At 43.7% G+C, this 23,763-nt stretch carries 21 protein-coding genes and 4 pseudogenes; 12 read left to right on the forward strand and 13 right to left on the reverse strand.

Going from position 1 to position 23,763, the window contains the following annotated elements; all coding sequences use genetic code 11:
* The first annotated feature begins 4 nt into the window (after positions 1-4).
* Positions 5-1,381, forward strand: a complete 1,377-nt coding sequence (locus tag J2S00_RS04030) for an alanine/glycine:cation symporter family protein (RefSeq protein ID WP_307335745.1) — start codon at positions 5-7, stop codon at positions 1,379-1,381.
* Positions 1,382-2,122: 741 nt separating this feature from the next.
* Here J2S00_RS04030 and J2S00_RS04035 read toward each other — a convergent pair.
* Positions 2,123-2,557, reverse strand: a complete 435-nt coding sequence (locus J2S00_RS04035) for a VOC family protein (RefSeq protein ID WP_307335747.1) — start codon at positions 2,555-2,557, stop codon at positions 2,123-2,125.
* 122 nt (positions 2,558-2,679) lie between these two features.
* Here J2S00_RS04035 and J2S00_RS04040 point away from each other — a divergent pair.
* Positions 2,680-3,216 (forward strand): annotated as a pseudogene (locus J2S00_RS04040) (transposase); the annotation flags it as partial.
* 201 nt (positions 3,217-3,417) lie between these two features.
* Here J2S00_RS04040 and J2S00_RS04045 read toward each other — a convergent pair.
* The 7 genes from J2S00_RS04045 to J2S00_RS04075 form a co-directional block, all read right to left on the reverse strand.
* Complete coding sequence (locus J2S00_RS04045; protein ID WP_307335750.1) at positions 3,418-4,266, reverse strand: SDR family oxidoreductase; 849 nt, start codon at positions 4,264-4,266, stop codon at positions 3,418-3,420.
* Positions 4,267-4,298: 32 nt separating this feature from the next.
* Positions 4,299-5,357, reverse strand: coding sequence for a mannonate dehydratase (gene uxuA, locus J2S00_RS04050; protein ID WP_307335753.1), 1,059 nt, complete (start codon positions 5,355-5,357; stop codon positions 4,299-4,301).
* 81 nt (positions 5,358-5,438) lie between these two features.
* Positions 5,439-6,458, reverse strand: coding sequence for a zinc-binding alcohol dehydrogenase family protein (locus J2S00_RS04055; protein WP_307335756.1), 1,020 nt, complete (start codon positions 6,456-6,458; stop codon positions 5,439-5,441).
* Between the two features lie 17 nt (positions 6,459-6,475).
* Positions 6,476-7,750: a TRAP transporter large permease gene (locus J2S00_RS04060; protein ID WP_307335759.1), complete on the reverse strand. Its 1,275-nt coding sequence runs from the start codon at positions 7,748-7,750 to the stop codon at positions 6,476-6,478.
* A 3-nt stretch (positions 7,751-7,753) separates the two neighbouring features.
* Positions 7,754-8,236: a TRAP transporter small permease gene (locus tag J2S00_RS04065; protein ID WP_307335762.1), complete on the reverse strand. Its 483-nt coding sequence runs from the start codon at positions 8,234-8,236 to the stop codon at positions 7,754-7,756.
* Between the two features lie 87 nt (positions 8,237-8,323).
* Positions 8,324-9,346, reverse strand: a complete 1,023-nt coding sequence (locus J2S00_RS04070) for a TRAP transporter substrate-binding protein (protein ID WP_307335765.1) — start codon at positions 9,344-9,346, stop codon at positions 8,324-8,326.
* A 357-nt stretch (positions 9,347-9,703) separates the two neighbouring features.
* Complete coding sequence (locus J2S00_RS04075; protein WP_307335768.1) at positions 9,704-10,258, reverse strand: GntR family transcriptional regulator; 555 nt, start codon at positions 10,256-10,258, stop codon at positions 9,704-9,706.
* 430 nt (positions 10,259-10,688) lie between these two features.
* On the opposite strand from J2S00_RS04075, the gene J2S00_RS04080 reads away from it, so the two are divergent.
* The 7 genes and pseudogenes from J2S00_RS04080 (at position 10,689) to J2S00_RS04105 (ending at position 15,232) form a co-directional block, all read left to right on the forward strand.
* Complete coding sequence (locus J2S00_RS04080; protein WP_307335771.1) at positions 10,689-11,519, forward strand: efflux RND transporter periplasmic adaptor subunit; 831 nt, start codon at positions 10,689-10,691, stop codon at positions 11,517-11,519.
* A 2-nt stretch (positions 11,520-11,521) separates the two neighbouring features.
* A complete protein-coding gene (locus tag J2S00_RS04085) occupies positions 11,522-12,232 on the forward strand; it encodes an ABC transporter ATP-binding protein (protein WP_307335773.1) in 711 nt (236 codons plus the stop codon).
* 49 nt (positions 12,233-12,281) lie between these two features.
* A pseudogene (locus J2S00_RS04090) lies at positions 12,282-12,668 on the forward strand (ABC transporter permease).
* A 5-nt stretch (positions 12,669-12,673) separates the two neighbouring features.
* Positions 12,674-12,748: pseudogene (locus J2S00_RS19875) on the forward strand (hypothetical protein); the annotation flags it as partial.
* A gap of 55 nt (positions 12,749-12,803) precedes the next feature.
* The gene (locus tag J2S00_RS04095; RefSeq protein ID WP_307335775.1) at positions 12,804-13,238 is read left to right on the forward strand and encodes an ABC transporter permease; all 435 of its coding nucleotides are present in this window, start codon (positions 12,804-12,806) and stop codon (positions 13,236-13,238) included.
* A gap of 35 nt (positions 13,239-13,273) precedes the next feature.
* A complete protein-coding gene (locus J2S00_RS04100; protein ID WP_307335778.1) occupies positions 13,274-14,293 on the forward strand; it encodes a S1C family serine protease in 1,020 nt (339 codons plus the stop codon).
* Positions 14,294-14,560: 267 nt separating this feature from the next.
* Positions 14,561-15,232 carry a response regulator transcription factor gene (locus J2S00_RS04105; RefSeq protein WP_307335781.1) on the forward strand — a complete coding sequence of 224 codons (672 nt, stop codon included), beginning with the start codon at positions 14,561-14,563 and terminating at the stop codon, positions 15,230-15,232.
* Here the strand turns inward: J2S00_RS04105 and J2S00_RS04110 are convergent.
* The 5 genes from J2S00_RS04110 to J2S00_RS04130 all read right to left on the reverse strand — a co-directional run bounded on the left by J2S00_RS04110 (position 15,229) and on the right by J2S00_RS04130 (position 19,411).
* Positions 15,229-15,948, reverse strand: a complete 720-nt coding sequence (locus J2S00_RS04110; RefSeq protein ID WP_307335784.1) for a response regulator transcription factor — start codon at positions 15,946-15,948, stop codon at positions 15,229-15,231. The genes J2S00_RS04105 and J2S00_RS04110 overlap by 4 nt on opposite strands.
* A 14-nt stretch (positions 15,949-15,962) precedes the next feature.
* Positions 15,963-16,277 (reverse strand): YbjQ family protein, encoded by a 315-nt coding sequence (locus J2S00_RS04115; RefSeq protein ID WP_307335788.1) that lies wholly within the window; start codon positions 16,275-16,277, stop codon positions 15,963-15,965.
* A 114-nt stretch (positions 16,278-16,391) separates the two neighbouring features.
* Positions 16,392-16,610, reverse strand: a complete 219-nt coding sequence (locus J2S00_RS04120) for a MoaD/ThiS family protein (RefSeq protein ID WP_307335790.1) — start codon at positions 16,608-16,610, stop codon at positions 16,392-16,394.
* Positions 16,607-18,316, reverse strand: coding sequence for an aldehyde ferredoxin oxidoreductase C-terminal domain-containing protein (locus J2S00_RS04125; protein ID WP_307335792.1), 1,710 nt, complete (start codon positions 18,314-18,316; stop codon positions 16,607-16,609). Before J2S00_RS04125 ends, J2S00_RS04120 begins: the two co-directional genes overlap by 4 nt.
* A 108-nt stretch (positions 18,317-18,424) precedes the next feature.
* Complete coding sequence (locus tag J2S00_RS04130) at positions 18,425-19,411, reverse strand: NADPH:quinone oxidoreductase family protein (RefSeq protein WP_307335796.1); 987 nt, start codon at positions 19,409-19,411, stop codon at positions 18,425-18,427.
* A 364-nt stretch (positions 19,412-19,775) separates the two neighbouring features.
* Here J2S00_RS04130 and J2S00_RS04135 point away from each other — a divergent pair.
* The 3 genes and pseudogenes from J2S00_RS04135 to J2S00_RS04145 all read left to right on the forward strand — a co-directional run bounded on the left by J2S00_RS04135 (position 19,776) and on the right by J2S00_RS04145 (position 23,701).
* Positions 19,776-20,876 (forward strand): annotated as a pseudogene (locus J2S00_RS04135) (YeeE/YedE family protein).
* 136 nt (positions 20,877-21,012) lie between these two features.
* Complete coding sequence (locus J2S00_RS04140; protein ID WP_307335799.1) at positions 21,013-22,512, forward strand: aldehyde dehydrogenase family protein; 1,500 nt, start codon at positions 21,013-21,015, stop codon at positions 22,510-22,512.
* Between the two features lie 34 nt (positions 22,513-22,546).
* Positions 22,547-23,701: a saccharopine dehydrogenase family protein gene (locus J2S00_RS04145; RefSeq protein WP_307335802.1), complete on the forward strand. Its 1,155-nt coding sequence runs from the start codon at positions 22,547-22,549 to the stop codon at positions 23,699-23,701.
* Positions 23,702-23,763 lie beyond the last annotated feature (62 nt).

A 23,763-nucleotide genomic window follows, 5' to 3' on the forward strand; every position in this document is an offset into this window, starting at 1 on the left:
AGAAATGGAACAGTTTCAACAGATCATCGGTACATTGACAGGGTACATATGGGGTCCTTGGATGATCATATCATTGGTCGGAATCGGAGTTTATTTTACAATAGGAACAAAATTCCTTCAAATAAGAAAATTTCCTTTTATTATAAAGCAAACCTTAGGGAGATTTTTTGATAAAGAATCCGAAATCGAAGGGGAAGGAACACTAATACCCCGCCAAGCTGCTTCAGCGGCCTTATCGTCAACAGTAGGTGTCGGAAATATTGTTGGTGTTGCTACGGCGCTGGTGTTAGGTGGTCCGGGTGCTATTTTTTGGATGTGGTTTTCAGCTTTATTCGGCATGTGTACAAAATACGCAGAGATCGTTTTAAGTATTGCATATCGGAAAAAGGACAAAGAAGGCAACTTTTTGGGTGGCCCTGCTTGGTATATGAAAGAAGGGTTAAAATCTCCTTTCTTGGCGACAATATTTACGGTTTCATTAGCCATTGTTTGTCTGGGCGGAAACATGGTCCAATCGAATGCCATCGCAGAGACCGTTGATGAACTTTTCGGTATTTCTCCAGGAGTTATTGGTGTTATTCTTCTCATTGGAGTAGGTATTGTATCGATAGGTGGTGTTAAACGGTTAGGAAAAGTAACGGAGAAACTGGTTCCCGCGATGACCCTTCTTTATATAGGTGGAGGTATTATCGTTATTTTGGCCAATATTTCTAATCTACCAAGTGCCATTTCTTCCATTTTTACAGGGGCATTTTCATCCTCGGCAGTTGGCGGTGGTGTCGCCGGATTTGCTGTCATGGAAGCGATTAAGTATGGAATAGCAAGAGGACTTTACTCTAATGAGGCGGGAATGGGAACAGCCCCAATCGCGCATGCTACTGCCAAAACGGATCATCCGGCACGACAAGGGATGTGGGGAGTAACAGAAGTATTTATCGATACATTTATCATAGGCACCCTTACAGCCTTGACAATTTTAACAAGTGGTGTCTTGGGATCTGATGCATCCCCCGCCGTTTTAGCAAGCTTGGCCTATGGAACCGTTTTTCCAGGTTTAAAATATATTGTGGGAATCAGTTTAATTTTGTTTGCGTATTCAACCATCATTACCATTTCGTATTATGGCGAATCTTTAGCCAGGTATATTGGCGGAGAAAAATTAGGGAAGTTCTATCGTTATTTCTTTTTACCTTTTACATTAATTGGATCTATTGGCGGATTGCAAATGATTTGGTCTATTGTTGATTTGTTAATGGGAATAGGTGTGATTCCAAACTTAATCGCCATTTTACTTTTAAGTCCAAAAGTGTTTAAACTGACTAATGAATTTTTTGGTTCAGGCCAAAAAAATAAGCCCGAAAGATCTGTTCCTATCTCATAAAATCTTAAAGGCTACCACAGGCAGGTATCGGCCCCATTGCAAAAAGAACGGATTTCCGGGAAGTCCGGTAATCCGGTGATGAGAAGATCCTCTGTGCATCCCCGTCACCCATGACGGGGATTTTTTAATTGGTTCAGTCGGGGGCATCCTCGATTCCGTAAGCGGAAGGTTAGAAGGTTGATTCGCTTTTTCATTATATCGCATCGAACAATTAGTACAAATTGTCGTTTTTGTGTTGGCAACGTAATTATTATGTATTACTATAGAATTATCACAAGCGGAGGGACAAGAACAAAATAAAAGAGGTTGATTCAATGTAAGAAATCCCCAACTTCCAAGTAGAACTGAAAACATACGGAGAACAGGGAGTGCCACAGAAAAAGTCACATCGCTATCAGTCGCCGCTTAAATCCTGAAATGGACTTCTGTCAATAGAATGGACACACAGAATCGAGAAAATTACGCAGTCTGATCGGCTTCGCGGGCTTATGCACCGACCGACCCGGTTGCTTTGACGATGTGGCACGGCTTGCATCATGCTCATTCTTCGTAGCCATACTTCATGTATTACCCGCCCGTGCCCTTGTGGTAATCCGTTGTTAGGCGACGGACCATGCCCCATGATTCAGAGTGGGCCACGGAAGGCACACCCCAGGATAATACCTTGCAGAGCCACTGATGCACAAAATATAAAGATGCAAACCAATTTAACTTCGTATTATGCTTATAATGCACCAATTGTTAATTATCCTTTTTTTCCTCCCAAAGTCGTGTGCGTTCTTCAAAACTCACTTCTTTGTGTATTTGATGCAGCATCCATTGATAGCCGAAAGGGTCAATAAATATAGCATTTGACACTCCATAATCAGGCATTTCAGTCACCGATTGCACCTCAGTACAGCCCGCACTGATCGCCTTTGAAAATGTTTCCTTGATGTCAGGGACAAGGATGTTAAACCAAATCGTTTTAGGTTCATCCGGGTTTGGTGCTTTCAAATCGAATTTTGGGTTTTCATCCAACATGTGAAAGCGTACTCCGTATAGGGCAAAAATGACTTCATTTTCACCTTTAGGAAAATCTGAAACCTCAACACGCTCGATATCAAATACTTTTTCGTATAATTCCAATGCTTTCAAGCTGTCTGTTACAACCATATCAATTTCTACTCCAACCATTATGAACACACTCCTTTTATAGATTTGTCTTATTTCTGGCTCATCCCTGGACACCTCGATTTTGTTAGAATTTATTGTAGCATTCTCGATTCTCGGTGTCCATTTTTCAGTCTAGCATCAAACTTCCGTTATATGAGAAGCCGATTGAAGCCCAATTAAATGCCTCGTTGGAGGAACTACGTTCCTGTGTACCTTTGACCCCAAAATGGAGAGTGAAAAAGAACAGTAAGGGCAAGAACGAGTTTTGGTTTGGCTTCAAAGGTCCTTTTGCTGTAGGAACACAAAGTCAGTACATTTTTCAATCCATCCTTTCATCAGGAAACCTGAATGATGGCAAAGCAGCGATTCCCCTTCTTAAAGGTGTTCAAAAGCGGTTCACTCCGTTGTCCATTCAATATGTCACCATGGATGCAGGATACGACTATTTGCCGATTTATGAACAAATTCATCACATGGGGGCCCAATCGATCATTGCCTACAATAAACGGAATGAACCTGAACCCGTAGGGTTCGATCACCATTTTGCGCCAACATGCGTCCGTGAATACTCTTATCGGTATGACAGTTTTGACTCAAAGTACCAAACATTGAAGTTTACACGTCCTAAGGAGTGCAAAGACTGTCCGCTTGCACATGATTCCCTTTGCCAAAAAGTGTATAACGGAACATTAGAAGAATGGTTTGAGGTGGTTACGTGGGCACAATTAGGTTATCATAGCAAGTTGCCCCAAATGAATTTGGGATGGGGACCACCCGCGCAGGGGTGCCCATCTATGGTCAAGTTTTAGACGGCAACCAAGACGATAAATTTCTAATATTTTCCTCCAATTAATATTTAATATAGGGTTCAGTAACTCTATTTATACCCCAGAGTAAGCCATAAAACCACCATCAACAGGAATTGTAATTCCTGTTACGAATCCGGAAAGATTTTCGTCTACCAACCATAATAATGTGCCTAGTAGGTCCTCAGGTTTACCAAATCTTCTCATGGGAGTATGAGACAAAATTTTTTGAGACCTTTCAGTTAATGAGCCATCTTCATTCGTTAAGAGCTTTCTATTCTGATCTGTTAAAAAGAATCCCGGTGCAATCGCATTCACTCTAATACCTGTCTCAGCCAGGTAAACTGCTAACCATTTTGTGAAGTTTTCTACAGCCGCTTTTGCCGCACTATAGGCCGGAACTTTGGTCATAGGAGACGGAGCACTCATTGAAGATATATTAATGATTACAGCCCCTTTCCTATTGATCATTTTTGGGGCAAATATTTGAGTTGGAATGATGGTTCCAAGTAAATTCAAATCAAATACATACTTGATTCCCTCAATATCTAGATCAAAGAATGTAGTGACATCCTTTTTCTCAAGATCTTCTGCCTCAAAAATTTCATGTGTTGTTATCGCTTTCGGATGATTACCTCCTGCGCCATTAATTAAAATGTCACAGCCTCCAAATTCCTTGGTAATTACTTTTTCAGCCTCTTTTACACTTTGTGCATCCAAAACATTACAGGGGATTGCAATAGCTTCACCTCCCAACGCCCTGATATCTTTTTCAACAATTTGTCCCTTATTTTTATTTAAATTTAAAATAGCCACTTTCACTTGATGTCTACCTAACTCCCTTGCCATTGCTCCGCAGAGAACACCGCTTCCCCCTGTGATAACAGCTACTTTGCCTTTTAGGTTTTGATTAACCGGGATCATTTGTATTCCTCCTCCATGCTATAAATTTTTATTTAGCCCTGTTCAAGCGCATCCCAAATTCCCCATAAATACATCACGCCTAGTGCTCGGTCGTACAAACCATAGCCCGGCCTGCATTCCTCGTCCCAGATATGCCTTCCATGATCCGGTCTGACATAGCCAGTAAAGCCGATGTCATGATAAGCTTTCACAATATCACAAATATCCAATGAACCATCTGACGTTCGATGCGATGTTTCTATAAAGTCACCATGTTTAAAAATCTTGACATTCCTTATGTGGGCAAAATGAATTCGACCAGCAAACTCTCTAACCATTTCTGCCACGTTATTAGTGGGATTAGCACCTAGAGAACCACTGCACAGCGTTAAACCGTTATAAGGACTGTCAACCAATTTTAAAAATCGGCTTATATTTTCCTTATTCGTAATAATTCTTGGCAGTCCAAAAACAGACCAGGGAGGATCGTCAGGATGTATGGCCATTTTTATATCATGCTTCTCAGCTACGGGTATAATCTCTTCCAAAAAATACTGCAGGTTATGCCATAAATCTTCTTCTGTCACATTTGAATAGGCTTCAAATAACTTTGAGAGATCTTCTAATCTTTCAGGTTCCCATCCCGGCATTGAAAATTGAGGGTTTTTGGCAATTTTTTCAACTAACTCCATCGGGTTAATATCTCTAATCTTTGAGTCTTCATAATATAAAGCTGTTGATCCATCTTCAAGCTCTTTATAGAGATCTGTCCTTAGCCAATCAAAGACAGGCATAAAATTATAGCAAATAACTTTTACGCCAACTTTGGCCACATTCTCGATTGTTTTTTTATAGTTTTCAATATAATAATCTCGAGTGGGGAGTCCCAACTTAATATCCTCATGAACATTGACACTTTCAACCACGTCAATGTTTAAACCGTACTCATCAGCTTGCTGCTTCACTTTCTCAATCTTATCCATAGGCCAAACTTCTCCGGGAGGCATATCATGAAGCGCCCAGACTATACCCTCAACTCCTGGAATTTGCCTGATATATTTTAAAGGAACACTGTCATTCCCTTCACCAAACCATCTAAATACCATTCTCATCCTAATCAATCCTCCAGCAACTTTAATCGTTCATTGTTTTGACTTAAAGTTCTATAATCCCAATTATTTTGTTTATTGTAGCTAGTCAAATGATATAACCACTTTCCTTACTTGATGAGGATAACCTTCAATAAGTTCAATGGCTTGCTTAATATTTTCGACCGGGAATTGATGAGTAACCATTCCATCGACACGTAATGACTGATTTTGAAACAACTTGATTACCTCTGGAAATTTATTTGTTTGTAATCGAGAGCCACAAATTGTCAACTCTTTTTTTGTAATCGGCAGCTGGACGATTTTTGAAAAACCAGTATTGAAGCCAAGAATAACAATATGTCCTGCAACAGAGGCAAGATCAACAGCATTTTCAAAGGTTTGTGGTGTACAAACTGCGTCAATAACGACATTTGCACCCTCACGGCCTGTAATGCTCATCACTTCATTAATAACATTGGTTCTGCTTGCATTGATGATATAATCTGCTCCCCACATTTTTGCAAATTCCAGACGTTCATCTCTTAAGTCTGTGACTATACACTTTGCACCTCGTAGTTTGGCCATTTGCAAACAACAAAGCCCTATTGGTCCAGCCCCCATAATGAGCACAACATCTCCAGCCTGTACGTTCCCCCTCCACACCGCTTGGGCACCAATGGTAAATGGCTCTACAAGAACCGCTGTTGACCAATCCATATTTTGATCAACTTTGTAAACTAAATCCTCGGGAATGACCAGATATTCTTGCATACCACCATCACGGTGAACCCCTAGCACTTCTAAATTTGTGCAGACATTTTTTCTTCCCTTACGACAGGCATAACACTGACCACAAGTGATAATGGGTTCGATAACTACTTTGTCTCCAACTAAACATCGGCTAACATGCTTACCCACTTCAACTATTTCTCCTGTTACTTCATGTCCGATAACTCTTGGCAAAGTTGCAAGCGGGTTACTTCCGTGGTATATGTGCATGTCAGATCCGCATATTCCAACCATTTTTACCTTGACTAATACTTCATTTTCATTTAGTATGCGTGGTTTATCTTTCTCGATAATGTCAATTTGTCTTTTTTGTGTAACCTGAACAGCTCTCATGCATAAACTCCTCTCTATTAATCAAACAAACCAGGTAAGAATAGTGTTAATTCAGGTATAAAAGCAACAAGCAGCAGCACGACAAGACTGACCAACAAAAATGGAATAAGCGCGCGCGTTGTTTGCCATATGGAAACTTTACCAATACTTGAGGCTACGTATAAACAAACCCCAACTGGCGGTGTAGACAGGCCAATAATTAAATTCAATACCATCATCACACCAAAATGAATGGGGTCCATACCTACACTTGTAGCCACTGGTAATAAGACAGGGAATAAGATGACAAGAGCCGCTATTGTTTCCATAAACGCTCCAACAAATAACAGCAGTAAATTAATAAGTAAGATAACGATAATTTTATTTTCTGAAATGCCTAATATCGCGTTAGCAACTAACTGTGGAATATGTTCACTAACCAAAATCCATCCAAATAAGTTAGCTAAGCCAACTAGAATCATGATTGAAGCGGTACTTCTCATTGACCTTAGTAAGATTGAAGGAAGATCTCTAATTTTGAGTTCTTTGTATATAAACATACCTACAACAAAGGCATAAATAACAGCGACTATGGATGCCTCGGTTGGGGTAAAATATCCGCCTAAAATACCATAAAGAATAATAAATACCATCATAATGGCCCAAAATGCATCAACAAACGATTTTCCAATTACAGACCATGGTTGTTTTGATCCTTTTGGGTAATTCCGCTTAATGGATATAAAGTAGGTCATTAACATTAAACTAACCCCTAAAAGAAGACCTGGGATTGCACCTGCAAGAAATAAGTCTCCAATTGAGACACTGGCCAATGTTCCTACAATGATCATTGGCAATGACGGTGGAATAATAGGGCCTACAGTTGATGACGAAGATGTAAGTGCTGCAGAAAAATCTGCATCATACCCTTGCTTTTTCATTGCTGGGATTAAGACAGAACCAATACTAGCTGTATCCGCTAAGGCTGTTCCAGAAATACCTGCAAATCCCATTGACGATCCGACATTTGCCAAACCCAGGCCTCCGCGAATATGGCCAAAAAGGTTATTGGTAAAAGCAATAATTCGTTCAGTAATACCGCTGGCGTTCATTAAATTGCCTGCTAAAATAAATCCAGGAATACATAGAAGGACAAAAGAATTTATTCCCGCAAACATTTTTTGAGGAACAATTGACAAAGGAATATCTGCTAACATGAGATATAATATTGAAGAAATCCCTAAACTAAAGGCGATCGGAACACCAAGAAAGATCAATATAATAAATGATAGAAACAATATTAGCGCAAGCATTCTCTAAACCCCCTTTCCATTCTTGCTTTGGGTCCCTTTAAAATGATCTAACATGTGAAAAAAGGCATAAAGGGCAACAAAAACCATGGATATACCAATACTTGAATGAATGATAGACATATCAATCGCCATCGTTGCAGAGCTTTGACCCAATCCTATCTTGGCAAATGTGTACCCTTGAAAAGCTATAACAGAACATAAAATCACAATCAAAAGATAGATAAATCCATAATAAAAATTTCTTACCTTATAAGGTAATAAGTTAATAATAATGTCAAGATTAATGTATTCCTTTTTCTTTAAGGCCAGTGGGGCTGCAAAGGATACCGAATAAATGAACAAAAACCGGGTCAGTTCTTCTGTCCAAACAGCTGAATACGGTAAATAACGGGAAAGAATTTGAATCATAACCGAGATAATAATTCCAACAAATGTTATTATCGTCAATGTCTCTAAAGTTCGATCCACTATTTTCAGTGCTTTCATAACGATTGTGCCTCCCTATGACACTACGTTGTTGCATCAAGTAAAAAGTATATGCTGATGCACGTAAGTGTGCATCAGCTATTATGCTTATTCAACCTCTAATATTCTTTCATATAATTCATACTGCTCGTCTGATAAATTTTGTTTAATAGCAGGGAGCATGGCTTCACGAAAAGCATCTTGATCCACTTCGTTAAAAATCATGCCTTTATCTTTCAAGTTAGAAATATAACCCTCAGTCTCTGTAGCAAACAATTCTTGTCCATATGCTTGGGCTTCTTCAGCAGCAGCTAACACCGCCTGTTTTTGTTCCTCAGTTAAAGATTCAAATTGCTCGTTTCCTACTAAAACATAGATCCATGAATAGACGTGCTCAGTTTCATTCACATATTTTTGGACTTCGTAAAATCCTGCGCTGTGAATAAGATCTACAGGGTTTTCCTGACCATCAATGACGCCTTGCTGCAGTCCTGTAAACACTTCGTTAAAATCCATCACTTGAGGATTCGCACCTGCTGCTTCCCAGACACTTAAGAATAGGGGCACATTGGGAACACGCATTCTAAATCCTTTTAAATCTTCCGGTGTATTAATGGGATCATTGGAAGTTAAGTTTCGTGGAGCACGCTGATGATAATATAATGGTGTTAAGCCCACTTTTTCTTTGATTTCAGCTTCAATTTCCTTACCAATTTCCCCCTCTATCACACGTTTTAAATGTTCTTCGTCTCTAAATGCGTATGGAACTGCCATTAATGCGGCCTTGGGTGCCCAGTTTGCCATTGTCTCACCTGAAATAACCAAGTCTACAGTTCCAGCTTTTATACTGTTAATAACATCAGTTTCTCCACCCAGTACACTATTAGGAAATATTGTTATTTCAATTTGTCCTCCGGTTTTTTCGTTGACCAAGTCAGCAAACTTTAAAGCTGTTTTGTGCCAAATATGGTTTTCATCCGCAAGGTGAGCAAGTTTCCACTGTATAGTTTCAACAGAACCATCATTATTATTTGGCTCTTCTGAAGTAGTTGACGTTTCATTGTCAGCACCACATGCAGAGAGAATGGTTATTAAAACACATACAATTGACACCCATATCAGTTTTTTCATTTTTCTATCCCCCTTATATTTCCATAAATTTTATTGCGATAATCTTCCTTATTTGGAATTCCTCCCATTAGTGCAAGCTTACAAAAACTGATCCCCCCTTTCACAAAACATATATCAAATTTAATATCCTAAATTTCTAATCACCACTTTTCTAACATTTTTACAATTGGCATCGTTTTCAAATCAGAGCAAAGAGCCCTTAGATTCAACTGTCATATCAGAACATCATTTAAAATAATTCGGATATTTCTGTTTAAGCTCTTCTTGATCAATATCAACAAGATTTAAATGTTCCCGTATAACTTTCTCGGCTAATAACTGCTTATTATTTTGGATAGCCTCTACAACTTCATAATGTTAGGATATTATTGTTTCCCAATTAAACTTTTCATATAAACTGAGTAACCGAACACGATCAAAGTTAATACTCATCATATTTTTAATCACATTCCATATGCGTGATTTGTTGCAGCCTGAAAAAATAAGGGAATGAAATTCATCATCCAACCCAAGAAATTGCTTGTAATTTTTTTCCTTGATGACAATCTCTTGTTCCTGTATATTTTTTTTAAGCTTTGACAGATCATGATTCGAAAACGTTTCACATGCTAACTTAACAGTTTCAACCTCCAGGTGTTCTCTCATAAACCTTGTTTCTTCGAGATGATCCAGATCAATTAATGACACAATTGAGCCTTTTTGAGGATAAACACTAATCAAATTTTCTTGAGATAGCCTTAAAAACGCTTCCCTCACAGGAGTACGACTGACATTTAACTTTTCGGCTATTTCATTTTCACTAATAGATAAACCTGGGGGTAAAGACAAATTAAGAATTTCTTCTTTCAAATAATCATAAACCATGGTTCCAATTGAATTTTTATCTTTACTCGTTAATTGGTTTAATATCACAAACCATTCCCTCCATTAGACACAATTACCATACTTGTATACTAGTATAATTTTAAAAATAAAGTCAACACCCTCCACCTACCTCATTGACTATAAGTATGGGTATGATTTCTATGTTAATCTTGCAATCAAATTTCCGTTATTCGGAATTTAGTTCCGAATGCTTTATTTTTATGATTTCATTATAAAAATATATTTTAAAAAGTCAAGAAGAATATAGATGTTTAAACGAAGCTTAAGTAACACTACTTACCTATTGAAGGACTTCCTCACCATGCTCGATAATGCAAGCAGGGTTCAAGTCATGAATGGCAAAGGTGGTAGCAGCCATTAGTCTAGTAATCATCAAGATTAAAATGGTCCAAAGAGAATTAAGCAAAAATTAAGGATCTCTTTTCATAATACAGGCAGAGGAATATGGTTCTTTAATGTGAAGAGTGAAGAACTGCTGGTGGCCCAGGCACAGACCGTGGAGGTACAGCGTGGGACCTTGGAAATGAAAGTTGCCGGTTCAGGAAGTATTGAGGCTGTGACAAGTGTTGATGTGAAAGCTTTAGTGAATGATGAAATCGATGAGGTGCTTGTGTCTTCAGGAGAGGAGGTAAAAGAAGGACAAGAATTAATCACATTTGTCGAAGAGGATGAAGAGATTGTAGCTCCGGCCTCCGGAATTGTTACGTCGCTTGATGTCATCAAAGGGGAACGCGTAACGCCAGGTCAAGTCGTCATGCATATTACCAATTACGATGATTTACAAGTAACATTACAAGTGGATGAACTGGATATTTCTAACATTAAAGAAGGACAGGAAGCGATCATAAACGTAAATGCCTTTCCTGACCAAGAGTATACGGGGACAGTGACGTCAATTGCTCGAGAAGGGACGGTCACCAATGGGATTTCAACGTTTGATGTGACTATACATATCGAAGAACCGGACCATTTGAAAGTGGGCATGACGGCTGAGGCACATATTTTAATCGAGCGTAAGGACGATGTGTTATATGTACCGATTGAAGCGGTTCGTTCAATGAATGATGAAAAATTTGTGCTGGTTGAAGAAGCATCATCTGATGGGGAAGAGCCTACATTCCGCAGACAAGTCGTGACCACAGGAATCTATAATGAAGATTATATTGAAATTGTGGACGGATTGACTGAAGGGATGACCGTTCAACTGCCAATGGCTCAGATCTCTCAAACAAACCGCCCCTCCTTCGGCGAAGGCATGATGATAAGAATGCCGAATGGGGGGAGATAACCGTGTCAGAGACGATCATTAATATCCAAAACTTAACTAAAACGTATCAAGTGGGTGGCGAAGTTGTTCATGCCTTGAGAGATGTTTCCCTACAGGTCAAAACCGGAGAGTTTCTGGCCATTATGGGTCCATCAGGTTCCGGGAAATCAACGCTGATGAACATCATAGGTTGTCTTGATCGCCCCGACTCGGGCCAATATATTCTGGATGGAAAAGAGATTGACAAACTGTCGGAAAACGAACTGGCTATTGTTCGCAATAAGAAGATCGGCTTTGTTTTTCAGAACTTTAATTTGTTAAGTCATATGACGGCGTTAGAAAATGTTGAGCTTCCTTTACTTTACCGGGGAATGAGGACCAAGGAGAGGAAAATGGTTGCCTATGAATGTTTACAAAAGGTGGGACTGGAGGAACGTGCCCATCACTTGCCCAACCAGTTATCCGGCGGACAACAGCAGAGGGTGGCCATTGCCCGGGCCTTAGTGGGTCATCCGCCGATTTTACTTGCTGATGAACCGACCGGTGTGCTGGATAGTAAAACCGGCTTAGAAATCATTGCAGTAATAAAATCGCTTAACGAACAGGGACACACCATCATCGTGATTACACATGATCCTTCAGTTGCCGAGCACTCAAAAAGAGTGGTTTATCTTCGAGACGGACAGCTGTTTCAAGAAAGAGGTGATCTCATTGGGTCTCTTCCAGTCCATTAAAACAGCGATTCGTAACATTCGCAGGAACAAACTTCGTTCGTTTTTAACGATGTTAGGGATTATTATTGGAGTCTCTTCCGTGATTATCCTTGTTGCCATTGGTCAGGGTTCAAGTCAGGACATCACCAGCTAAATCAACCGGCTGGGTACCAATGTATTAACAGTAAATATCATCAACGCTAATCAAGTGAAGTTGACAGAAAATCATCTTGACCGTTTTAGTCAGATTAACGGAGTTCAGGATATCGCACCTGTCGTCTCTGGACGTGTCAATGTCAAAAATGGAAATCAATCGATTCAGGTTTCCCTCACGGGAGTCACAGCATCCTATCAAACCGTTCGTGATACCCAACCGGCGCAGGGGAGATTTATCACCGATATGGACCATGAATATCTTTTGGAACAGAATCTTCCGTTGGGCAATACGTACAAGTGAATGGAATGTCCTATAAGGTGATTGGTGTGTTGGCTTCAGAAGGATCTGCATTAGGGGAAAGCGGCGACGATGTGATTTTAATGCCTCTCTCTACAGCGCAGCGTGTACTGAGAAACAACAGTATTCAAACGTTATGTGTTCAATCAACAGGATTTAATGGAAACGGTAAGTTCTGTTTCCAATACCATGGCCATGATGCTTGGCGGCATCGCAGGGATTTCTCTATTGGTTGGCGGGATTGGGATTATGAATATTATGCTTGTTTCTATTTCCGAGCGAACAAGGGAGATCGGGATATGTAAAGCGGTTGGTGCCAAGCGGTGGGATATTCTGGTTCAGTTTTTAATTGAAGCCGTTGTTCTCAGTACGCTGGGTGGAATGATTGGGGTAGGCTTAGGCTTTATTGTGGGCCAAGTTTTGGAATCTGTCACAGACATTTCGGTGTCCTACTCCATGCTTGTTTCGCTTGTTGCATTTTGCTTCTCTCTGATTGTAGGCATTGTTTTTGGTGTATTTCCGGCAAATAAAGCGGCAAAGCTTGATCCAATCCAAGCTTTAAGAACGGAGTAAATAAATGTTGTCCTTGTTTTATCATCAAATGCGGTTTGACAGAGGATTCAAAAGCGACAGACAATCCTTCTCAAGCCAGCAGTCATGTGGCAACCCAGGTCCAGCAAACATCAGTTGAAGTAACCTCAGATATTACCGAAGTGGTCGAAAAAGTGTCTGAAGCGATTGTCGGCGTGGTGAATATTCAGCAGACCACCGATTTTTTCCAACAGAATATCCGTGATGTGGAACGGGGAACAGGCTCAGGAGTGGTATTCGAAAAGAAAGATGGCCGAGCCTATATTGTGACGAACTACCATGTGATTGAAGGAGCCAAGGAAGTGGAAATATCTCTGGGTGACGGAGAACGCGTGTCGGCTGAACTGGTCGGGGCTGACGCCTTAACCGACTTGGCTGTGTTAAGCATAGACGGCCATGTCACTACGGTGGCCCAGTTTGGTAATTCTGATGCGATTCGCACCGGGGAGCCGGCCATTGCCATTGGCAATCCGCTGGGACTTGAGTTTTCCCGGACGGTGACCATGGGGATTATCAGCGCTAAAGAGCGTTCCATTGAGGTGCAAAACGGCTGGGAACTTAACGTCATTCAGACTGATGCAGCCATCAATCCGGGCAATAGCGGCGGAGCACTGGTTAATATTGCCGGGCAAGTCATCGGCATCAACAGCTTGAAGATTGCCGAATATGGCTTGCAATCCGGTTCACTTGGCTTCTCAGGCACACCGATTGAAGGCATGGGGTTTCCCATTCCCATTAATGATGCCGTCCCCGTTATTGAAAATCTGATGGCCTATGGTAAAGTCTTGCGGCCCTATATGGGTATTCAGTTGCTTGATCTAGCCAGCATTGACAGCTATCACTGGCAGGAAACATTGAAATTGCCTAGTGATGTCAACCAAGGAGTAGTCGTCACCGCAGTAGAGCCTTTGTCTCCGGCTGACAAGGCGGGACTCAAGGAGCGGGACGTGATTGTGGCCATCAATGGTGAACAGATTGGCAACAGCATTGATCTGCGTAAATATCTCAAACCAAAATCGGGGACACTATTGAAGTGAAAGCGTATCGCGACGGCTTGCCACTTGAAGTGGAGCTGACCTTAGAACAGGCCGTCCAGCCGGATGAGTAAGCGAAATTTTTCGCTTTGGAGCTGGCCATAACTTTTGTGAAACGCATAGCTGAAAAAAAACTGAAATGAAAAAGAGACCAGACGTCTCATGGCAGGCAAGCAAGCGTTGCCTGCCACCTTTATACCCTTGTGCAGCCCAGCCTGTGTTTAAATTAAAATAGTAACTGTTTATGATCCTATATAAGGAGAAATGTTGATGCGTCTGTTAGTCGTTGAAGATCATCAGGATTTGCTGGACTCCATTATTGAGATCCTTTCCGATGAGTATGTCCTGGACAGTGCAACAGATGGAGAGGAAGCATTATTTTTAGCAATGCAAGCAATTTATGATGCGATTATACTTGATGTGATGTTACCCGGGTTAGATGGGTTTGAAATTGTACAGAAATTAAGAAGTGCGGAAATAGATACTCCAGTGTTGTTTCTGACCGCTAAGGATTCACTGGAAGACCGGGTCAAAGGATTGGATTTAGGCGGAGATGATTATATTGTCAAACCTTTCCAAGGGCCGGAATTAAAAGCGCGTCTTCGTGCCTTATTGCGACGAAGCGGGGCTTTGACCACCAAACAGACGGTACGTTACCGGGGGATTGAACTTTTTGGAAAAGATAAACAGGTTTTGGTTGATGGCCATCCCATCAAACTCACCGCAAAACAATATGAGTTGCTAGAGTATCTGATCCATAACAAAAAGGTGATTTTGACTAAAGAACAGATTTATGATCGGGTTTGGGGCTTTAATTCGGATACTACGATTGCCATTGTCGAGGTGTTTATTCATCACTTGCGTAAAAAATTGGAACCGTTTGGTTATCATACGGATATCAAAACTGTTCGGGGTGTTGGCTATATTTTAACAGATGATTAGGAGAGAACATGTATGTTTTGGCGGACCCGTATTCGGCTCACACTTTTAAACGCACCGCGGTGGGTTTGAATGGCCTCCTTGATGCCAATCTCTCTCAGTTTCTTGCGCACCCGTGTCACATTGACAGTCAAGGTGTTGTCATCGACAAACGTGTGATCATCCCACAATGCTGAGAGTAACGCTTCTCTGGAGACAATGCGGTCATAGTGTTCCAGCAGCATTTGCAAGAGTATGGTCTCATTATGTGTCAAATCAACTCTTTTCCCCTTCCACTCCACTTGATGCTTGTCAACATAAAGACATAGGCCCTGTACCTGAATCATATGCCGCGGTTGCTGATGGTCGCTGTACTCCCCGTATGTTCTCCGTAGTACGCTATTAATTTTGGCCATCACCACATCCATGTGAAAAGGTTTGGTAATATAATCGTCTCCCCCATTTTCAATGGCCAACACTTGATCCATTTCCCCCACTCTGGCCGAAATGAAAATAACCGGGGCCAAAGAAAACGTCCGGATGATCCGGCACCAGTAAAAACCGTCATAATAGGGGAGGTTGATATCCAGCAAGATAAGATCAGGGGACAGTTGCTGAACGATTTCTTTAATCCGCCGGAAATCTTCCACGGTGTTCACCCTAAAGTCGTACTTGTGCAAGTATGAGGCAAGCAGATCCCGAATTTTATGGTCGTCTTCTATGATGAGGATGCTATACATTTCATCATCATCCTTTATTCAATCACCACAGCTGTGCCATAGGCAATGATCTCGGAAGCCCCGCTCATCACTGTTGAACTGTGCAGACGAAACCCGACAATGGCATTGGCGCCTTTTGCTTCTGCCTCTTGAACCATCCGGCTGATAGCCACTTGCCTGGCCCGGTTTAACAACTCATCATACTGCTTAATTTCACCGCCCACAATGCCTTTCAGTGCAGCCATAATGTCACTGCCGATGTGTCTGGCTTGAATAGTATTGCCCTTCACATAGCCAATCACTTCTTTAATTTGTCTATTAGGCACTGTATCAGTAGTCACGATTAACATAGGCATCCTCCTCTAAAAAATGCCACATCTTCGCTTCACTGTCCCTTTGATTGATTATAAAGCACCTGAGGGCTCTAAGCCACAACAGGTGCTTTGCTGTCCTGATACCTTCTGTTATCCCCCCACAAGGGGCACCAGCAAATCAATGCGATCCCCATCTTGCAAGACGTAGTTTTCCTCTGCAATCTGCTCATTGACAACAATCAAAACATCCCTGTTCCAGGCAATGTTTAAATTTTCAACGAAAGTTTTAATGGTCACCGGTTCCTGTAGTTCATGTTCTCCGCTTAATTCAGGGCGCCAATGCAAGTGGGACCTTACCTGAACCTTCACGAGACGCGCCCCTCGGTACCGATGGCCAGCAATTCCTCTTCTGGGACATCAAACACCGTTTGACTGGCCGGATTAATCTCCTCATAAAAATGCTCTGGCAGGCGGTCGTGGGCTTTGGTCATACCCGCTCCACGGTTAAAAGCGTGTTCCATGCGTAACGTTTCCTGGGCCAAACCAACAATATCATCTGCGGTGATCTCTCGGCCAATATAGCCGGATACCATGTCAGCCAGAAGGTCAAACCGGCCAGCTACCGCAGAGGAGGCAAAGTAACAAATACCTAGAATATCAAAAATGGTATTCACTTTCTGAGCCTCCCTGGAAACCTCCACTTGTCCGCTGGCGTCATGATGGTTCACCTGGGCCCGTACCGTCTGGCCTGCAGTATGATCTGCCCCTTGGGGAGAAGTGGCAAAGGTGACTCCCAAACCTTTGATGGACCGCGGGTCGTAAGCCGGCATGGCTTGCCCCTTAACCACCGGCACTTTGCGTACACCGTAAATTTTGCCCACCAGCTCAGCTCCCCCACCGATAATACGCCCCAGCGGCGTTCCTTCACCTAGCTCCTTCAAGAGGTTGATGGCCCCTTCTTTGTCCCCGAAGTTCAATAGCCCTGCTTCCATAGCCACCCCAATCGCTGCTCCCGTTTCAATGGTGTCCACACCATACTCATTGCACAACCGGTTAAGCTCGACGACCGCATCCAAATCATCAATGCCCAGATTGGAGCCTAATAAGCCAATGTTTTCGTATTCAATGGGCGATGTGATACGCTTTCCGTTTACATCGGCATATATATTGGAACAGCGGATGGCACAGCCCGGCATACAGGCATGGGTCGGTGTGCCTTCTCCTCCCCGGGCTAAGATGGTTTCCCGTAATGTTTCCCCGCTAATGGCTTCATGCCCTTCAAAGCTGCCTGTTGAAAAATTACGGGTCGGTAAAGCCCCCAATTTATTGGTGGTTTTCACCATGGCGGCAGTCCCTAGCTCAGGGAAAATTTTACCCGTTCCAGGTGCTTCTCTTAACCATTGGGCGTATATTTTCATCGCCGATCTGAATCTTTGGGGATCTTTGGGCTTGTTGCGTTCCACACCTGTGTCATCCAAAATGACGGCTTTGATCCCTTTGGCTCCAGCCACAGCCCCCAAACCACCACGGCCGTAGAAACGGGTGGGGCTTTTATCCTTATCCATGTTAGCAATCGCCGCCGTAAGCATTTTCCGTTCTCCAGCCACACCAATCATGTACAGGCCCACATCTTCACCATAGCGCTGCCGGATTTTTGCTGCTGCCTCGCTAATTGGCTGATCCAAGAGGTCTCTGGCAGGCTCAAATTCTACACCATCCTTGTGAATACGGATAATTTGAAAATCATCCCGGATACCCTCAAAGATAATTGCTCTTAAACCCAGCCGGCCCAGCTTTAGTCCGGCTGTCCCCCCTGCATTGCTCTCCTTAATGCCTCCCGTGAGCGGGCTTTTCCCACCCATGGAACTGCGTTCGGCACTGGAGGCCAGAGAGCCGGTCAAAACACCATTAGCCAGCACCAGTTTGTTGTGAGGACCCAATGGATGGGCGGTAGGAGGCACCTCATCATGAACGATTTTGGAGGTTAAAGCCCTTCCTCCCCACAACAGCTCACTATCCGGGAGATCTTCATAACGATAGGTCAAATTCTCCATATTGATGCGCAACAGTTTCACAGTCGCTCCTCCCCTTTCTATATAACACTTTTGTGCATCGATAACTTTTGAAAAATATTTATTTTTTTATTATAGCAAAATACATAAGCCCATTTCATCAATCAAGCTCTACAACCGCACCACCTGGCGTCCTCGCAGCTTGCCTTGCAAAATCTGGGACAAGGTTTGCGGGAGCTGGTCAAAAGTGATCTCGGTCGTGATCACATCCAATCGATCCGGCTTTAAATCACTGGCTAAGCGCTCCCAAAGCATCCGACGCAGCTCCATGGGGCAGTAGACTGAATCAATGCCTAACAAGTTGACACCCCTTAATATGAAGGGAAAGACGGTGGTGTTTACTTCAGTTCCGCCCGTTAATCCGCTAACAGCAACCGTTCCTCCATAATCCATTGCGCTAAGCACATAGGCCAGTGTTTTTCCACCGACAGGATCAACAGCCCCTGCCCAACGGCGCTGGTCAAGAGGGCGAATCTTCTCAGGGGTTAACTCCTGGCGATGAATGATCTCCTTTGCGCCTAATTGACGCAGGTAATCATGTTCCGCTTCTTTTCCTGTGCTGGCCACCACATCATAGCCTCTCTTCGACAGCATAGCCACAGCCAGGCTGCCCACTCCTCCGGTGGCTCCAGTCACTAGCACTGGACCCTTATCGGGAGTTACCCCATGGCCTTCCAAACCATGAACAGAAAGAGCTGCTGTAATCCCGGCCGTGCCCAAAGCCATTGCTTCTTTCAGGGTAAGACCTTGAGGTAAGGGAACAACCCAATCGGCCTTAACCCGTGCATACTCGCTGAAGCCACCTTCATGGGATACACCGATGTCATAACTGGTGGCTATGACCTTATCCCCTTCTTTAAAACGGGAATCTGTGGAACGGACCACCGTCCCCGCCAAATCAATGCCCGGTATCATGGGATAGCGGGTCAAAATTCTGCCGTTGGGAATGGCAGCGAGTCCATCTTTATAGTTCACACTGGAATAGGCCACGCGTACAGTAACTTCACCCTCAGGAAGATCATCAAGAGACAGAGATTCAATCCCCACAGTGAACGATTGGTCTGTCTTGTTGACCAGGAGAGCTCGGAATGTGCTCATCATCAGATGCCCCTTTCTTGTCATTTTTAAATTCAAAAACATTAAAATAATCTATCTCTTATTATAACAAATTTAGATTCTAACTCATGTGTCTATGGGAACTGCATCACCTGTTTTTCCAAACAAAAGGTACTTTACAGCATAGGATAAATAGACTAGAATAATTCCATATAAAACAGACAAATTCAATAGGGATTAGAGGTGAAATCTGAGAATGCAAACAACAACATCCCAGCAACAAGAGCAATCACAAGTCAGATTGGAAGCACCTGCGCTTCCTGCCAGTCAGACAACACTGGTTGCCCTTGGGCTGGCAGGAGCGTTTCTATTAAGCTACGTGACCTATCAGATCGCTGATCTGCAAATGGCAATCCTGTTATGGGTTGGACTATTGCTAGGGTTTACCCTTTTCCATGCCCGCTTTGGGTTTACCTCCGCTTTCCGCCGGTTTATGGCGGTTGGAAACGGTGAAGCTTTACGAGCCCATATGCTCATGCTAGCCGCAGCAAGCACCTTGTTTGCCCTTATTTTTTCTACTGGGACAGGCTTGTTTGGTACTGAACCGGCTGGCTTTGTTTCCCCGATTGGTGTCAGTGTTGTGGTGGGTGCCTTCCTGTTTGGTATTGGCATGCAATTGGGCAGCGGATGAGCTTCTGGAACCTTGTATGCCGTCGGTGGCGGCCGTTCATCCATGTTTTTGACCTTATTGGCTTTCATTGTTGGTTCTGTGATTGGTGCTGCCCATTTTGATTTCTGGGTGAATCAGATGCCCTCTTTGCCACCCATCTCACTAGCCGAAATCACGCCTCTTGGCTATTTAGGCGGCTGGCTGATCCAAATGGCCATCTTTGGCGGAATTATTGCTCTGACCTTGTATATTGAAAGGAAGAAAAACCCGCCTAAAATGGCTGCCTTGCCTACTACTCAGGGCTGGGTACGCATCTTCCGCGGGGCATGGCCATTATGGGTCGGTGCCTTGTTGTTAGCCGCTTTAAATGCCCTGACTTTGTTGGTGAGAGGACAGCCCTGGGGCGTTACCTCGGCCTTCGCTTTGTGGGGATCAAAAGCCGCCATGGCCTTAGGTGTCGATGTCACCCAGTGGGTCTACTGGCAAGGACCAAGAGCAGAAGGTTTATATCAGTCGGTCTTCCTTGACACAACCAGTGTGCTTAACTTTGGGGTCATCACAGGGGCTTTCCTCGCTTCTGCCGCAGGCGGCTTGTTCGTTTTGAAAAAAATCCCCCTTAAAACAGCAGCGGCTTCTATTATTGGGGGCCTGCTTATGGGTTACGGTGCCCGCTTGGCCTTTGGTTGTAACGTTGGTGCCTATTTCAGCGGCATTGCCTCTTTTAGCGTGCACGGCTGGGTGTGGGCAGTGATGGCTTTGGCAGGAACCTATGTGGCTCTTTATCTGCGGCCTTTGTTTGGACTTTCCATCCCCAAACAAACCGATTCTTCATGCTGAAATGATCATGATGTGCCGGTCGGCTTCATAGCCGGCCGGCTTTTTGCTTTATTTTTTTCTGATTATTATCACCATTGCTTCATAAAAATGATAATAGCCCGCTGAAAATATCCATTTTGCGTAAGGGGGAAACAATATGGGAAAACGTGAACAAATCTTCACCTATCGCAATTACATTAACGGGGAGTGGGTGGTGCCGGACAATGCCTCTGTGGCGGATAATATCAACCCGGCCAACGGAGAAGTGTTGGGGCAGGTGGTGCAATCAACAACCAAAGATGTGCATGCCGCTGTCAAGGCCGCTAAAGAAGCTCAAAAAAACTGGCGTTTGGTTCCTGCTCCAGAACGCGGGGAATTATTATATGCCATTGGGCAACTGTTGAAGGAACGAAAAGAGCACCTGGCCCGCACGTTAACCCAAGAGATGGGCAAGGTCCTGACCGAAGCTAGGGGCGAAGTGCAGGAGGCCATTGACATGGCCTTTTACATGGCTGGTGAAGGCCGCCGCCTTGCAGGGCAAACTGTCCCCGCTGAGATGCCCAATAAGCATGCTATGAGTGTTCGGTCCCCGGTTGGGGTCGTAGGCATTATTACACCATGGAATTTTCCCATTGCCATTGCCACATGGAAAATGTTCCCTGCCTTGGTTGCAGGTAATACAGTGGTGTGGAAACCGGCTACCGACACGCCTGCCATGGCCTATGAAACGGTTAAGATTTTGGAGGAGGCCGGTGTGCCCAAAGGAGTGGTCAATCTGGTCTATGGCTCAGGAGCGGCCGTAGGAGATGCTTTGGTAGAGCACCCCGATGTGAATGTGATCTCCTTTACTGGTTCTACTGAGGTTGGAAAACACATTGCCGGCAAAGCGGGCAGTCTGTTAAAAAAAGTATCTCTGGAAATGGGGGGCAAAAACGCCATCATAGTCATGGATGATGCCGACCTGAATCTGGCTGTTGATGGCATCATTTGGAGTGCATTCGGTACCAGCGGCCAACGCTGCACGGCCTGCAGCCGGGTGATCGTTCACCGCCATATCCGTGATGAACTGGAAGAGCGCCTGCTAGAGCGCACCAAGCAACTGACCCTTGGTAACGGACTGGACGAAACGGTTGATGTGGGACCTGTTATCACCCAATTTGCCCTGCAACGCATCCATGAATATGTGAAAATCGGCATTTTAGAAGGGGCTAATCCCTTATGCGGGGGGAAAATAGCCAACGACGGAGAACTTAGCAAAGGATACTATTATCAACCGACGATTTTTACCGATGTGAACCCGTCTATGCGGATTGCCCAAGAAGAGATTTTTGGTCCGGTCTTGTCCATCATCCCTGTGGAATCATTTGACGAAGCGATCCAGGTGAACAACAATGTGGCTTACGGCTTATCCAGCGCCATTTTCACACAAGATGTGAACCGTGTATTTAAGGCTATGCGCGACCTGGATTCCGGTCTTGTCTATATCAATGCGGGGACGATCGGAGCCGAAATCCATCTCCCCTTCGGAGGGATCAAGCAAACCGGCAATGGCCACCGTGACTCAGGTTTAGCCTCCCTGGACGTATTCACAGAGTGGAAAAGCATCTACGTGGACTATAGCGGGAAATTGCAACGGGCCCAGATTGATAACCGTTAAGTGACCAGCAAACACCACCGAGGGAGTGAGGATGATGAAGGTCGCTGTGTTAGGTGCCGGGTTAATGGGCAGGGAAGTAGCCAGGGATCTGGTTCAGAGCCCAAATGTCGCCTGTGTTGTACTGGCGGATGTCAATCCAGCAAAGGCACAAAATGCATGTCAACAAATTGATTCACCCAAGCTTACCTCCGCTCATGTTGATGCTTCCCAACATCAACAATTGGTTCAGTTTCTCTATAAATATGATGTGGCGGTAAATGCGCTGTTTTATACATTTAATGAAAAGGTAGCCAAAGCGGCCATCGAGTCAGACACACACCTCTGCGATCTGGGCGGTCATATTGGTGAGGAAACGAATAAGGTGCTGCAGTTACATGACCTGGCTCACAAAGCGGGGGTCACTCTGATCCCAGATCTTGGCGTAGCACCGGGTATGACCAATATCCTGGCGGGATATGGGGTCAGCAAACTGGATGAAGCCTCTGCCATTCACCTGCGAGTGGGTGGGCTTCCACTTCGTCCCGAGCCTCCATTGGGCTACAATCTGGTTTTTTCATTGGAAGGTGTATTTGATCACTATACTGACCCTTCTCTTGTGATCCGTCATGGCACCACTTATCAGGTTCCCTCTTTATCTGAGGTAGAAACAATCTACTTTGAGCGCTTCGGCCCTCTGGAAGCATTCCATACGGCCGGCGGAACCTCAACCCTTTCCCGTTCATTTCCTCACCTGAAAGAGTTGGACTACAAAACAATTCGTTATCCAGGACATGCAGAAAAAATGAAGCTCCTGGTGGATTTAAATCTGACCAAACGAGATTATGTTGTGACGGTGAACGGTGTACAGATAAAACCCCGTGATGTTCTGCGCGAAGTGCTTACCCCAATTGTCACACTGGGAGACAAAGATGATGTGGTCCTGTTAAGAGTGCAAGTCAAAGGACTTAAAGCAGGCCGCCAAGCCACTTACCAATACGAGATGATCACCTATAACGACCGGAATTTGAATGTAACAGCCATGGCTAAATGTACCGCTTATACTGTGTCAGTGGTTGCTCAAATGATTGGGGTTAATGCCATCTGTAAACGGGGCGTCTTCCCTCCGGAAGTCATTGTCCCTGGCGACCTGTATATTAAAGAAATGGAGAAGCGCGGTGTACACATTTTCGAATCATGTCTAACGCAATAGGAACTCATTAAAATGGGAAGTACTCCCGCTCGCTTCTTCCTAATATAAATTTAAACGAATCC

This window comes from Caldalkalibacillus uzonensis (genome assembly GCF_030814135.1).
GTDB classification, from domain to species: domain Bacteria; phylum Bacillota; class Bacilli; order Caldalkalibacillales; family Caldalkalibacillaceae; genus Caldalkalibacillus; species Caldalkalibacillus uzonensis.

Bases quoted from the DNA above. Each gene is read 5' to 3' on its own strand.
- J2S00_RS04045 (WP_307335750.1), bottom strand. From the start codon at position 4,266: ATGATCCCGGTTAATCAAAACCTAAAAGGCAAAGTAGCTGTTATCACA.
- J2S00_RS04055 (WP_307335756.1), bottom strand. From the start codon at position 6,458: ATGAGAGCTGTTCAGGTTACACAAAAAAGACAAATTGACATTATCGAG.
- J2S00_RS04110 (WP_307335784.1), bottom strand. From the start codon at position 15,948: ATGTATAGCATCCTCATCATAGAAGACGACCATAAAATTCGGGATCTG.
- J2S00_RS04115 (WP_307335788.1), bottom strand. From the start codon at position 16,277: ATGTTAATCGTGACTACTGATACAGTGCCTAATAGACAAATTAAAGAA.
- uxuA (WP_307335753.1), bottom strand. From the start codon at position 5,357: ATGAGAATGGTATTTAGATGGTTTGGTGAAGGGAATGACAGTGTTCCT.
- J2S00_RS04130 (WP_307335796.1), bottom strand. From the start codon at position 19,411: ATGAGCACATTCCGAGCTCTCCTGGTCAACAAGACAGACCAATCGTTC.
- J2S00_RS04060 (WP_307335759.1), bottom strand. From the start codon at position 7,750: ATGCTTGCGCTAATATTGTTTCTATCATTTATTATATTGATCTTTCTT.
- J2S00_RS04105 (WP_307335781.1), top strand. From the start codon at position 14,561: ATGCGTCTGTTAGTCGTTGAAGATCATCAGGATTTGCTGGACTCCATT.
- J2S00_RS04140 (WP_307335799.1), top strand. From the start codon at position 21,013: ATGGGAAAACGTGAACAAATCTTCACCTATCGCAATTACATTAACGGG.
- J2S00_RS04035 (WP_307335747.1), bottom strand. From the start codon at position 2,557: ATGGTTGGAGTAGAAATTGATATGGTTGTAACAGACAGCTTGAAAGCA.
- J2S00_RS04070 (WP_307335765.1), bottom strand. From the start codon at position 9,346: ATGAAAAAACTGATATGGGTGTCAATTGTATGTGTTTTAATAACCATT.
- J2S00_RS04065 (WP_307335762.1), bottom strand. From the start codon at position 8,236: ATGAAAGCACTGAAAATAGTGGATCGAACTTTAGAGACATTGACGATA.
- J2S00_RS04145 (WP_307335802.1), top strand. From the start codon at position 22,547: ATGAAGGTCGCTGTGTTAGGTGCCGGGTTAATGGGCAGGGAAGTAGCC.
- J2S00_RS04030 (WP_307335745.1), top strand. From the start codon at position 5: ATGGAACAGTTTCAACAGATCATCGGTACATTGACAGGGTACATATGG.